We start from the raw sequence: 12,972 nt of genomic DNA, 5'->3' as shown, positions 1-12,972 counted from the left end.
GGGCGCATTAACGAATTAAGTCGGTGCGCTTAAAAGCGGGCACTAAGGTGTTGCTCAGCTGGCGTAAAATATCCGCCGAGACCGGCACTTTGTTTTTATCGCTGAGCGTAATGCTGCTTTGCTCACCTAAGTCACCTAATTGTACGCGGTAGGCTTGTTCTGGAATGTTCAGGGCGGGCAGTTTTAAATCTTCCCACTTGCCCTTTCTCATGCCATCAAACTCCACATCCACATAGCCCAGCGCTTGCTGGCGGTTGGTGAGTTCAAAGCCAAGTTTAGGTAATAAGGTCACTAAACGTTTCCAGCTGCGATCGTAACCTTCACTCACCAATAGACGGCCTTGCTCAGACTGTAGCGTTAACTGAATAGGACTTCTGTCTAACAAGTCTTGCTGCTGAGTTAACTCACGCTGGTAAGACAAAGAGAAAGCATTAAGCATGGCCGCTTCGTCTCTTTGCTTAGCGTCAGTCTTTAACTCTGATTCCACCAAGGTCACTTGCAGAGAAACTGCGCGGCGCACGTCATCGGCATTCAGCTGCCAGTTAAAGCGCTGCTTAGGGTTGCTAATGGGATTACCATTGCTGCTCCAACCCAATGCGGTTTCAGTGGCATCGGCCTTTTTATCTTTAAAGAAAGCGGCGAGCGCTGTGTTCAGCTCTTGCTGCAAGGGTTGGTCGAGGCGCTGCTGATAAAACCACAAGCCACTGCCGCTTTCGAGTATTTGTGAGCCACGTACTAAGGGCAAGACTTGGGTGGGTGGGCGCACATCTACTGCTTTGCCGGTTACACCCGCGCTCTCAAGGGCGCTGGCTTTCGGAATAACATAGTCGGTATTAAAATCCGGCGCGACTAACCCTGCAGGTATCATCAAGGGAGCGGTTCTGAGGGTGGCATCTTCATAATCAAACCCCCGATTTGCCTGCGCACGCTTTTCGGGATTGCTACAGCCTGCGAGTACACTCACGGCCAGTAGACTGATTATCATCTTATTTTTATTCAAAAGTTTATCCACGCCCTATTAACTCCGCTTTAATTAACGCTTACTTTACCGGTTAGCGCTCTGGTTTTTCTAGAGGCAACTTTTTATCGCACACTTTTTGTAGCCATTCATTCTAAGCCACTTTTTCTAGCCAGCTTTTGCAGTCACTTTCGTAACCAGTCTCCCTAGCCAAGGATGCTCAGCTTAACTGACCTAACATCAGCCGACTGGCCATGATAAACATAAGCTTCATCTAGCGCCTAGCACTTTACCTTATTTCACGAAAAACCTAAGCTAGCGAGTGCGCCGGCTTGTTCTGGCTAGCAGCAAGTCTGAACCCGTAAACAGCCTAAGCCCGTAAAAAAGTCAGGTTGAAATGAGCGGTTATGGTAGTAGCGCCCAAGGGTGAATACAAGAGAGCCGCTGGAGACAAAGCCAATTTATGCTAGGATCAACGGCCACTCCCTTCATCTTTGGATAGGCCTTTCATGACTTATTTACCTGCTGGCAGCCCAGCTCCCGCTTTTACCTTACACGACCAAAACGGTCACGCCGTAAGCTTAAGTGACTTTAGCGGTCAAAAAGTGTTGGTTTATTTTTATCCTAAAGCCATGACCCCTGGCTGTAAAGTACAAGCCTGTAGCCTGCGCGATAGCCAAACTGAGCTGGCGGCACTTAATACCGTAGTGTTGGGCATTAGCCCAGATCCGGTGGCACGTTTGAAGAAGTTTGAAGAGAAAGATGCGCTAAACTTTACGCTACTTTCTGACGAAGACCACGCCGTGGCCGACGCCTTTGGCGTATGGGGACTCAAGAAATTTATGGGTAAAGAGTACGACGGTATTCACCGTATTAGCTTCTTGATTGATGAGTCTGGCACCGTTGCCCACGTCTTCGACAAGTTCAAAACCAAAGACCACCACGAAGTGGTATTGAATTATTTAACTGAAAAATAAGCACCGAGCGCCTAACACCAGACGCCCAGCTAAAACCAGTAACTACAGACTCTCTCGCCACGGAATACACGGAACCACACAGAAAAGTGAAAACCAGTTAAAAAGCACCTTTAGCGGTCCGAACGTTGCGATTGTAAGACCTTACTAATAAAAATATTTTCTCTTTTTAACTTTGTGCTTCGTCCGTGTTTTTTCGTGTATTCCGTGGCGAAAATAGGTTTGATCCTTTCTTATCTTGGCACTCGCCGCTACTTGCTGAATTTCCCCACCAGCCAAAATCCGGCCAGCATGGCTAGTACAAAAACACCGGCTTGCCATTGCATGCTGCCCAGCAGACCTATCGCAGGCCCAGGGCAAATGCCCACCAATCCCCAGCCTACGCCAAACATGGCGGCACCGATGAGTAAGCGCTTATCGATCACCGGATCCGGCACTTTAGGCAAGTCGCTCCCCAATGCGCATTGGCCTCGGCCACTACAGCGCCATAAATAGTACCCCGGCGCAAACACACCCAGTGCTCCGCCCATCACCAGCGCTAAGCTTGGGTCCCAATTACCGGCAATATTTAAAAAGCCCTGTACCTTGGCGGGATCTATCATGCCGGACACGGCTAACCCTAAGCCAAATAAGGCGCCCGCTAATAAGGCGATAAATATCAATGCTGCGTTATTATTCTTCATTGCATTAGCCCCGCTCGTTTTCATGCTGCCAACTTCGTTATTTTTCATAATCCAAGTCCCAGCAGGGTCACGGTCGCCATGCCTGCACCAATAAACACCACAGTCGCCACCACAGAACGGATTGAAAAACGTCCCATGCCACAAATGCCATGGCCACTGGTACAGCCATTACCTAAGCGCGTACCAATGCCGACTAACAGCCCAGCGGCGGCTAACTTAAGCACTGAAAAGCCTGCCAATTCCGGCACGGCAATAGCATCACTGGCGAACAACAGCGCCGGCACCAAGAGTAGCCCTACCAAAAACGCCACGCGCCAGCCTTTATCGGCGTGATTGCTCTTATTACCCAAGCTCGCAATAATGCCGCTGATGCCGGCAATTTTTCCCGCCCCCAGTAACAGCAGTAAGGCTCCAGCCCCAATAAAGGCACCGCCCAGTAAAGCTGACCAAGGCGTAAAGTTGATAATTGTCATAGCGCCACCTCATTAAATTAGAATTATCTAATAATACTAGCTACCACTACATTAGCAACACCTTATTTAACTCATTAATTTAACTTATAAAAGGTAAGGCTATGATTTAAACAACTGAGTTATTTACACTTATTGTTCCTAATCATGGCTAACCTTGGCCTCATTATTTACAATGGCGGTGCTCGCTCACTTATATCGCCGCAAATTTCGCCACTTTTAACAAACTGCGCTCATAACCTTGCAGTGGCTGCGCCTATTCACAAGGAATATCAATAGTATGCAGTTACCTGCATTGTATCGCCCTTTGCATCAGCTCTGCTTTTTCCGTTTAGACGCGCAGTTTTACCTGACGCCATTAACGGCGTTGCCCAGCGATGAGTTACGCCTACCAGATACTAAGCAGTCACTGTTAAGCCAGCTGCCTGAAGACGATAGACGCCAGCTTGAGCAAGTGTGCGCCAATGGTGCTGCCACCAGCTTAGCGCTCACCATTAAGGGTCGCCGCTGGATTTGCCACTTGGCACCGGTAGAAAATAATCATTGGCTGCTCAGTGCCGATATCTCCGCGCACCAGCAATGTGACCAACTGGGCGTTACCGAGTGGCAGCTCGCTCAGCAGTGGCAATTAGGGCAGAGCCAACACGGCGACGATCACCATGCTTTAGTTAGCATGCCCCAGCTGGTGGATACCCTGCTGAGCGAGCAACATGCAGATCGGGTGATTTTATGGCGCCACTATTATGATGACGAAGTGCTGCGCCCGCTCTATAGCCAAGGCATGGCCTTTAATTTGCAGCCCGTGAAAGCCGAGCGCCATTATTTACGCACCTTGCAACAAAGGGGCGCCTTAAGTTATAGCCACTGCGCCGAACAACCCCTGCTGAGTGCTTTTAATTATTTAGCCACCGACGGCATTGTGCATCGCCTCGATGTGCCGCTGCTGCTGGATAAAAAATTAATCGGCGTACTGAGCTTAGAATATGCCCGCCCGCGCGCAGCGGTCACCTCCTCTGATATGCAGTTTGTGGCCACCCTCGCTGCCCAATTGGCCGAGCTGATTAGCCAACCGGTGACGCCTGAGCCATTAAGCAGCCTAGAGCTGCAATTGGCAGCGCTGACGCCAATCTTGTTACGCCATACGGGGCAGGATTTTTTTAATCAATTAATGCTGCAATTAACCCGCTTGTTTCAGGCAGATATGGCGCTGGTGGGCTTAATTTCGCCCAGCCAAGAAACAGTGCGTGTGGTGTCTTGTGCCATTAATGGCGAGCTGCAACCGCCCTTTAGCTTTAAGCTGGCCAACACGCCCTGCGAAGTGAGCTTTGGCCAAAGCCAACAAATTAATGTTTATCACCAAGATGTGGCGGCCATTTTCCCCGACGCTGATTTATTGCAACAGCACAATATTCAGGCCTATGTGGGGCTGTCGGTCAGGGATCATGAAGGTAGCATCATAGGTAATTTGGCCTTATTGTTTAAGCAGCCCCTACCTGCATCCAGCCAACTGCAATCGGTGTTAGAGCAACTGGAATACCGAATATGCGCAGAGCTATTACGCCGACGCGACCAAGAAGCGTTAATGGTGGCGGCGGTGGCCTTTGATGCCCAACAAGGTCAGTTTATTACCGACAGTCAGCTGCATGTGCAGCGCGCCAATCAGGCATTTTTACAGCTCAGTGGCTATTTTTGTGAAAAATTACTGGGCCGCTCCGCCTTAAGCTTGCGTAACGACACCCCTTTTCACGCCAATATAGATGCCATCACCCACAGCTTAGAGCAGCACCAAAGCTGGCAAGGCGAGCAACAACTCAAGCGGGCCGACGGTCAAACAGTACCCGTGATGCTGCGTATGTCACAGGTGAAAGATAAGCTAGGCGTTATCCATTATGTGTGTGGCGTAGAAGATTTATCCCAGCAAAAGTCAGCCCAGCAACGTATCGAAACCATGGCTTATTTCGATAAGCTCACCGGCTTGCACAATCGTCATTATATGGTCGACCACATTAGTTACACCATTGCCCAAGCTGAGAGTGAAGCCAGCCGTGGCGCCTTGTTACTGCTGGATTTAGATGGCTTTAAAAGCATTAATGACTCGCTGGGGTATCGCATTGGTGACAGTTTATTAGTGCAGGTGGCCGAGCGTTTACGGCAGTTTACTGCGCAAATAGACGGTGCCAGCTTAGCGCGCATCGGCAGTGATGAATTTGTGCTGCTTTGCCCGCATTTAGGCCATGGCTATACCCAAGCTAAAACCCGCGCCGAGCAATTGGCACACAGTTTAGGTGAGCAGTTTTTATTGCCGTTTCAGTTTGAAAGCCTACGTTTGCACGTGAGTGCCAGCGTGGGCATCAGCTTGTTCCCGGTAGCGGAATTAGGCTTAGAGGAATATCTGCGCCAAGCGGACACCGCCAACCACATTGCCAAGCAAGTGGCACCGGGCAGCCATGTGTTTTTTAGCCAAGAAATGGCCGATGAAATTCAAGAGCGGCTCACCATCGCCAACGCCCTACAGCAAGCACTGCAAAACAATGAGCTGGAGCTGTATTTTCAGCCACAACAACGGGTGGCAGATAACCAGTTGACTGGCGTAGAAGCATTATTGCGCTGGCTGCCCGAGGGCAAAGCGCCCATACCGCCGGGTATCTTTATCCCTATCGCCGAAGAAACCTCACTCATTTGCGACATTGGCAGCTGGGTATTGCGCCAAGCCTGCGTGCGCTTTGATGCTTGGCAAGCCTTACCCAATCGGCCAGAGCGGATGTCGGTCAATATCAGCGCCCGACATTTTCACGGCCCAGATTTTATTTCTCAGCTATCACTGTTAATACACCAATACCCCAGCTGCCGACACCGCTTAACGCTAGAAGTAACTGAGGGCGTATTCTTAGAAAACTTGCACGATAGTCGCAGTCGCATGGCTCACATTAAGGCGTTAGGCGTGAATATTTCGATTGATGACTTTGGCACCGGTTATTCCTCATTCGCGTATTTACGAGAATTACCGGTAGATGAGCTTAAACTGGATCGCGCCTTTATTCAGTACGTAGCCGAACGCCCCCAAGACAAAGCTATTATCAGCTGCTTATTGGAGTTAGCCCGCACCCTAAACATGGAAGTAGTCGCCGAAGGCGTAGAAACCCCCGCCCAACTGGCCACCTTGAGCGAACTAAACTGCGGCATCTACCAAGGCTACTTACGCGCTAGACCTATGTGTGAAGATGATTTGATTGCGTGGTTGAAGCACTTGTAAGCCGCCTGTCTTTAGCCCATCACAATGTTTTGGTGAGCTAAAGCAAGCGGAGCCTTTGGCTGATCCATTTATACTAGGTAATGGAGCAGCCAAAGCGGTTAATGAAGTAAGTTTGGTGGTTCTGTTTAGCTAAAGTTGTAGCTTTAACGGATGGAGTGAAGTGTATAACGCTCAGCTCCCGAGCCGCTTGGGAGCTGCGAAGCGATGTAAAATCGGTCGCTGTGCAGCCGATTGTTAGGCATTATAATGCCTTACTGAAAAACTAATTCGCGCGGCCACTTAAGAGCCATTTGTGGCGTGCCATCACGCAGTTTGATTGTACCAATGGTGCAGATTTGACGATTAATCAGATTCTTGGAAAGGGCGCGGCCGAACTTGTTACGATCATCACCCCAGATCACCACAGCCAAACGGTCGGGAGCAGGATATTTCGCACCTAGGTTAATCCAAGTAGGCGCGCCCTTGACGTTTGGCATATAGCGATATTCTGCCACAGTGCCGCGAACGGCGATCTGCTGATCTACATAATTTTTAGCAAGACGCCAGTCGATGGCCGAATCACACGATGTTGTGGGAATTGCCGCACTCTCACGTGATGCCCGAGAATCAACTGATTGCGCGACTGGGTGTGCCTCTTGTGATGCCGATGACTGCATCCGATGTGCAGGGGCATTATCAAAAGCTAGTGCAGGCGCTTGCACGGCGCTACCGTTGGTGAATACATAGGCTCCCGCCGCGACTATGATGCCGATAATAACTGTAAACGCCCAAACAGTTGTTCTCATTGTGTTATTTTCCCCATCCAAAAACCGACTCTGATCTTTTAATTGTGTGTTGGAAGCCGTGAGCTGATTTTTTTCTGCTTTGACTTTATCGTGCGCAGCGATTAGCTCCTTCTTCTCCTGTTCCAGTCGAACAACTAACAGCCCCAGATCATTTTTATCACTGGAGTCTAGCGGTTGAGTGGCTTGCGCAAGCTGCAGCTGATTCTTTAGCAGATTGATTTCTTTCTGCAATTTATTTGTTTCTTCTCCAGAGCCAGTATGACTCTGAGCAACTTTCAACTGATAGTTCAGTTGTCCAATAGCCTCTTCTAGGTTGGCTTGATGTTGGCTCTTGCTACGCTGATCTCGCAATAAAAGCTCTATATAACGCTTACAACGCTCCGGCTCATTATCGACATCCCTATTAGCAAATCGAAGCACATGCCAGCCATACGCTGTAAGAGCTGCCTGCCGACGCTGCCAATCGATAAAGTCGTCGTGACTCATACCTTGCCCAGTGTTTCGCTTGTCGTAACCATCAATCTCAATAGCTATTTTTATCGAACCTTCTTGGATAACAAAATCACAATAACGATTTTTACCATCTAGATCCTTGAAGTGGTACTGGGTGCTTACCGCACTCAGATCGATAACATTTGTTTTGGCCAGCACTTTGATAGCAAATATTTTCTCGAAAGGGCTACCAAAGTTCGCTTCATTAATTTTTATCCAGTAGTCAATATTCATTAGCTCTATTTCATTTTCATTCTATTAAGTCTAGTGACGAGCATCGGGATGCCTACATTTTTAATACTGCGCATGCGCGTTTACACTCATGCTCATATTGATCCTTAGCTATGCTCGGTATCAACAAGCACAATAACTACAAGCATCTGATTATTAAGTTATTTAAAGACACCATACGAGCATATGTGAGCATCCGCTTGCAGAAAAATAGGCACCTGGGCCGAAAAATAAAATAGGCGCTCCGCACCATAATTTTTAACCTATTCACTTATATGCAATATGGTTTTTCAAATGAGGCCATTTTGGACTGAGTGGCAGAGAAGTTCAAATAAATAAAATCCTAAAGATAGCTTCATTACGCAAGTGAAGATCATTACAAACGACTCCGAAACTAACGGAGAGACGGCAGGGATAACCTCAGCCGACCATCACATAACAGGGAAGTTATGTGTTTGAGCGTCGCATGGATGCAGCTTAGCGCGTCGGGTGAGGCTACCCTGCTGGCTCTGAGCTGAATACCAACATCAAAAAATCCCGCTGAGACGGGACTGCCAGCTAAAGCGGCAGACTACATAAAACGATATTATGCAGCCCTACCCTTCGCCCATAAAAAAACCGGCCAGTTGGCCGGTTTCTTATTACCAATACGCTGAGCGTATTAAATTAGCTTCTTTGCATTCTTACTTAGTAGCTCTTAGCCAGCAGCTCTTAGCCAACAAGAAGTGCATTCGCTTTTTCAACTACGTTGTCGACGGTAAAGCCGAACAGCTTGAACAGTTCGCCGGCAGGGGCAGACTCACCGAAGGTGTGCATGCCGATGATGTCGCCATTTAGGCCCACATACTTAAACCAGTAATCGGCGATGCCTGCTTCTACGGCTAAACGCTTGCTTACTGCTGCTGGCAATACGCTTTCTTTATATTCAGCAGATTGCGCATCAAACACGTCAGTACAAGGGATTGATACCACGCGCACTTGCTTGCCTTGGGCAGTCAGTTGCTCATAACCCGCTACGGCCAGTTCAACTTCTGAACCGGTGGCGATGATGATCAGCTCAGGCGTGCCAGTGCAATCTTTCAGCACATAACCGCCTTTAGCGACGTCTGCCAATTGCTGCTCGTTGCGCTCAATTTGGCCTAAGTTTTGACGAGAGAAAATCAAAGACGTAGGACCATCTTTACGCTCAATGGCGGACTTCCACGCGACGGCAGATTCTACCTGATCGCAAGGGCGCCAGGTGCTCATGTTTGGCGTTAAGCGCAATGAAGCAATTTGCTCAACCGGCTGGTGGGTTGGGCCGTCTTCACCCAGACCAATAGAGTCGTGGGTATAAACGAAAATGGCGCGCTGCTTCATGAGGGCTGCCATGCGCAGGGCATTACGCGCATACTCCACAAACATTAAGAAGGTGCCGCCGTACGGGATAAAGCCGCCGTGCAAGGCTACGCCGTTCATGATGGCGCTCATGCCAAACTCACGTACACCGTAGTGCAGGTAGTTACCGCTGAAATCGTCGCTACTTATCGCCTTCGATGCTTTATGCATGGTCAGGTTAGAAGGGGCTAAGTCGGCACTGCCGCCCAACAGCTCAGGCAAAATGGCACCAAACGCATCCAGTGAGTTTTGTGACGCTTTACGGCTGGCGATGTTTGCAGGGTTTGCTTGCAGATTTTTAATAAAATCGCTGCTTGTTTGTGCCCAATCTGCTGGTAATTCGCCAGATACGCGACGGCTGAATTCTGCAGCTAACTCAGGGTGTGCAGCTTGGTAAGCGGCAAACTCTTTATTCCACTTACTTTCAGCTGCGGCGCCCTTTTCTTTGGCATCCCACTCGGCATAAATATCGGCAGGGATTTCAAAAGGAGCGTGCTCCCAACCTAACTGCGCGCGAGTAGCGGCAATTTCTGCATCACCCAAAGGTGCACCATGACAGTCGGCCGTGCCGGCTTTGTTTGGTGAGCCAAAACCAATCACGGTTTTGCAGCAGATGAGCGTTGGGCGCGTAGTATCAGCGCGTGCGGCATCAATGGCCGCAGTGAGTGCTGCGCAGTCGTGGCCGTCTACGTCGGCAATGACCTGCCAGCCGTAAGCTTCAAAGCGCTTAGGGGTATCGTCACTAAACCAGCCGTCTAGCTCGCCATCGATAGAGATGCCGTTGTCATCCCAAAAGGCAATCAGCTTGCCTAAGCCTAAAGTGCCGGCTAATGAACAGGCTTCGTGAGAAATACCTTCCATTAAGCAACCGTCACCTAAGAAGGTGTAGGTGTGGTGATCGACCACATCATGACCGGGGCGGTTAAACTGCGCGGCTAATGATTTTTCAGCAATCGCCATGCCCACGGCATTGGTAATGCCTTGGCCTAATGGGCCGGTGGTGGTTTCTATACCTGGCGCATAACCGTATTCCGGATGGCCTGGGGTTTTAGAATGCAGTTGGCGGAACTGTTTCAGATCCTCGATAGATAACTCATAGCCCGTCAGGTGCAGCAAGGAGTACAACAACATGGAGCCGTGACCGTTGGACAAGATAAAGCGGTCCCGATCGGCCCAGTCTGGGTTACTGGGGTTGTGCTTGAGGTAATGGCGCCACAACACCTCGGCAATATCAGCCATGCCCATAGGGGCTCCGGGGTGGCCGGAATTGGCTTTCTGTACCGCATCCATACTGAGTGCGCGCACGGCATTGGCCAGCACTTGACGAGAAGGCATCAACATCTCCTGAGACAGTTAGGTAATTTGAGGGTGTAAAACTGCGGCATTGTCCCAAAGACTGCTAGGCGGCGCAAATCTAATCTCATGTGCGCAGCATAATCAGGTTCCGTATGGCTAATTATCAGTAAGTTAGCGTCGTAGACTCGCGACATCTTGCTTACTTAGTGCTTCTATATTGCTGACTTTTCGCTGGTATGAAGGCGGTTGTGGATAATGCACAGCAGGGCGACATTTTACTGGTAATTGACAGCATGCCTCTTTAGAATAGCCGTCTAGATGTTAATACTGCCACCGTGTAGACATCATCATTGAGTGATAACAGCTAGAGCTAGCTCACTTTATGGACCGATGGCTCAACAAAAACATGCGCAGATAACACACCAGATTTATTTTATTAATACGTTAGGAAATCATCATGGCCAAACTATTTACCTCCGAGTCCGTCTCCGAAGGTCATCCGGATAAAATTGCCGACCAGATCTCAGATGCGGTACTGGACGCCATTATCGAACAAGATCCCAAAGCACGCGTGGCGTGCGAAAGTTTCGTTAAAACCGGCATGGTAATTGTTGGCGGTGAAGTCACCACCAGTGCTTGGGTAGATATCGAAGACTTAGTACGCAAAACCGTCAGTGATATTGGTTACACCAGCTCAGACATGGGTTTTGATGGCGCCAGCTGTGCCGTGTTGAATGCCATTGGTAAGCAATCTCCCGATATCGCCATGGGCGTGGATCGTGAAGACGTAGACCCCTACGCTCAAGGTGCCGGCGACCAAGGTTTGATGTTTGGTTATGCGTCTAACGAAACCGACGTACTGATGCCAGCACCTATTACCTATGCGCACAAGTTGATGAAGCGCCAAGCAGAAGTGCGCAAGTCTAAAGAACTAGCTTGGTTACGCCCAGATGCCAAAGCGCAAATCACCTTTGTATATGATGATGCTGGCAAGCCAACCGCGATTGATGCAGTAGTGTTATCTACCCAACATTGCCCTGAGGTTGACCAAGCGACTCTGCGTGAAGCTGTGATGGAAACCATCATTAAGCCGGTATTGCCGGCCGAGTGGTTGACCAAAAATACCAAGTATTTCATCAACCCTACTGGCCAGTTTATTATTGGTGGCCCTATGGGTGACTGTGGTTTGACCGGTCGTAAGATAATCGTAGATACCTACGGCGGCATGGCTCGCCACGGCGGCGGTGCTTTCTCCGGTAAAGATCCGTCTAAGGTTGACCGCTCTGCGGCCTACGCCGCCCGTTATGTAGCGAAGAACATCGTTGCTGCCGGCCTTGCGGATCGCTGTGAAATTCAAGTGTCTTACGCCATTGGTGTGGCTGAGCCGACCTCAATCAGCGTAGAAACCTTTGGCACCGGCAAGGTGGCGGAAGATTTGATTGATGCGTTAGTGCGCGAGCATTTTGACCTGCGCCCTTACGGCCTGATCCAAATGCTGGACTTGAATCGCCCAATTTATAAGTCTACCGCTGCGTACGGTCACTTTGGTCGCGAAGAGTTCTCCTGGGAAGCTACCGACAAAGCGGCCTTACTGCGCGACGCTGCCGGCTTAAAATAAACCGTTAGATGATTGTAAAAAAGGGAAGCTGACGCTTCCCTTTTTTAATGTGGAAAAAGTATTCCACTGCTTTTAAGTGACTAAGGATTTTAAACAATCCCGCTGAGGCGGGACTACCAGCTAAAGCGGTAGACTACAAAAAATACCGAACTCTGTAGTCCAGCGCTTAGCTGCTGGTCCTGCGGAGCAGGATAATTTGATAATTGAACTTAACTAATCTCTGATGACTTATAGCTGTGCTTATCTATGACCTCTGATATACAACAACGGATCATTACTCGCGTTAATGACTGCATGCAGTTGGCCGCAACAGAGCTGGCGCGCGAGTTTGCCCCACCTTTGGTGCGCTTTAATCAAGGCGGGCGCATTGCGGGCTCCGCTTGGCTAGAGCGTTGGGAGCTGCGCTTTAATCCGGTGCTGTTGGCAGATAATGAAGCGGAGTTTATGGACGAAATTGTGCCTCATGAAGTGGCGCACTTGGTCACCTTCGCCTGCTTTGGCAAGGTTAAACCCCACGGGCGCGAGTGGCAGCATATTATGCAATCGGTGTTTGGACTCACCCCCCGCACTCGCCATCGGTTAGATACCAGCAAGGTTGCCCCCACTTTTAGTTATCAGTGTGCTTGTCGTAGTCACCAATTGACGCTTAGGCGCCACAACAAGATAATGCGCGCCCAGCAGCGCTATCTGTGCCTGCACTGTAATGAACTGTTACAAAAAACATTAGCGCCAAGAGCCCTGCTAAAAACAAAACCAGATCAAGATCCGCGTTAGAAAGACCATTAACGTGGCAAGGCCAGGCTTTATTACTCACTTTCACCTTCAGGAACATAAC

The 12,972-nt window shown here is 49.5% G+C and carries 9 protein-coding genes; 4 read left to right on the top strand and 5 right to left on the bottom strand.

Features of this window, described 5'->3' with window-relative positions; genetic code table 11:
• Positions 1-7: 7 nt before the first annotated feature.
• The gene (gene bamC / locus CBP31_RS13845) at positions 8-1,012 is read right to left on the bottom strand and encodes an outer membrane protein assembly factor BamC (RefSeq protein WP_227875042.1); all 1,005 of its coding nucleotides are present in this window, start codon (positions 1,010-1,012) and stop codon (positions 8-10) included.
• Positions 1,013-1,467: 455 nt separating this feature from the next.
• On the opposite strand from bamC, the gene bcp reads away from it, so the two are divergent.
• Positions 1,468-1,935, top strand: coding sequence for a thioredoxin-dependent thiol peroxidase (gene bcp / locus CBP31_RS13840; RefSeq protein WP_087038254.1), 468 nt, complete (start codon positions 1,468-1,470; stop codon positions 1,933-1,935).
• 248 nt (positions 1,936-2,183) lie between these two features.
• On the opposite strand, the gene CBP31_RS13835 is transcribed toward bcp, so the two are convergent.
• Positions 2,184-2,615, bottom strand: coding sequence for a DUF6691 family protein (locus CBP31_RS13835; protein ID WP_087038787.1), 432 nt, complete (start codon positions 2,613-2,615; stop codon positions 2,184-2,186).
• Positions 2,616-2,659: 44 nt separating this feature from the next.
• The gene (locus tag CBP31_RS13830) at positions 2,660-3,088 is read right to left on the bottom strand and encodes a YeeE/YedE family protein (RefSeq protein ID WP_087038253.1); all 429 of its coding nucleotides are present in this window, start codon (positions 3,086-3,088) and stop codon (positions 2,660-2,662) included.
• 277 nt (positions 3,089-3,365) lie between these two features.
• Here CBP31_RS13830 and CBP31_RS13825 point away from each other — a divergent pair, with 277 nt between their 5' ends.
• The gene (locus tag CBP31_RS13825; RefSeq protein WP_087038252.1) at positions 3,366-6,338 is read left to right on the top strand and encodes a sensor domain-containing phosphodiesterase; all 2,973 of its coding nucleotides are present in this window, start codon (positions 3,366-3,368) and stop codon (positions 6,336-6,338) included.
• Between the two features lie 251 nt (positions 6,339-6,589).
• On the opposite strand, the gene CBP31_RS13820 is transcribed toward CBP31_RS13825, so the two are convergent.
• On the bottom strand, positions 6,590-7,849 hold the full coding sequence (locus CBP31_RS13820) for a DUF559 domain-containing protein (RefSeq protein ID WP_087038251.1): 1,260 nt from the start codon (positions 7,847-7,849) through the stop codon (positions 6,590-6,592).
• Between the two features lie 708 nt (positions 7,850-8,557).
• Positions 8,558-10,558, bottom strand: a complete 2,001-nt coding sequence (gene tkt, locus CBP31_RS13815) for a transketolase (RefSeq protein ID WP_087038250.1) — start codon at positions 10,556-10,558, stop codon at positions 8,558-8,560.
• Positions 10,559-10,976: 418 nt separating this feature from the next.
• On the opposite strand from tkt, the gene metK reads away from it, so the two are divergent.
• Both metK and CBP31_RS13805 read left to right on the top strand, forming a co-directional pair.
• A complete protein-coding gene (gene metK, locus CBP31_RS13810; RefSeq protein WP_087038249.1) occupies positions 10,977-12,137 on the top strand; it encodes a methionine adenosyltransferase in 1,161 nt (386 codons plus the stop codon).
• A 246-nt stretch (positions 12,138-12,383) separates the two neighbouring features.
• A complete protein-coding gene (locus tag CBP31_RS13805) occupies positions 12,384-12,911 on the top strand; it encodes a SprT family zinc-dependent metalloprotease (RefSeq protein WP_087038248.1) in 528 nt (175 codons plus the stop codon).
• Positions 12,912-12,972 lie beyond the last annotated feature (61 nt).

Origin of the sequence: Oceanisphaera profunda (assembly GCF_002157895.1) — a bacterium.
GTDB classification, from domain to species: Bacteria; Pseudomonadota; Gammaproteobacteria; order Enterobacterales; family Aeromonadaceae; genus Oceanimonas; species Oceanimonas profunda.
Note: the sequence above shows the minus strand (reverse complement) of the source record. Positions and strands in the feature narration are given on the sequence as shown.

Excerpts from the sequence above, each read along its gene's own strand:
- CBP31_RS13825 (WP_087038252.1), top strand. The coding sequence starts at position 3,366 with ATGCAGTTACCTGCATTGTATCGCCCTTTGCATCAGCTCTGCTTTTTC.
- CBP31_RS13830 (WP_087038253.1), bottom strand. The coding sequence starts at position 3,088 with ATGACAATTATCAACTTTACGCCTTGGTCAGCTTTACTGGGCGGTGCC.
- CBP31_RS13835 (WP_087038787.1), bottom strand. The coding sequence starts at position 2,615 with ATGAAGAATAATAACGCAGCATTGATATTTATCGCCTTATTAGCGGGC.
- metK (WP_087038249.1), top strand. The coding sequence starts at position 10,977 with ATGGCCAAACTATTTACCTCCGAGTCCGTCTCCGAAGGTCATCCGGAT.
- tkt (WP_087038250.1), bottom strand. The coding sequence starts at position 10,558 with ATGCCTTCTCGTCAAGTGCTGGCCAATGCCGTGCGCGCACTCAGTATG.
- CBP31_RS13820 (WP_087038251.1), bottom strand. The coding sequence starts at position 7,849 with ATGAATATTGACTACTGGATAAAAATTAATGAAGCGAACTTTGGTAGC.
- bcp (WP_087038254.1), top strand. The coding sequence starts at position 1,468 with ATGACTTATTTACCTGCTGGCAGCCCAGCTCCCGCTTTTACCTTACAC.
- CBP31_RS13805 (WP_087038248.1), top strand. The coding sequence starts at position 12,384 with ATGACCTCTGATATACAACAACGGATCATTACTCGCGTTAATGACTGC.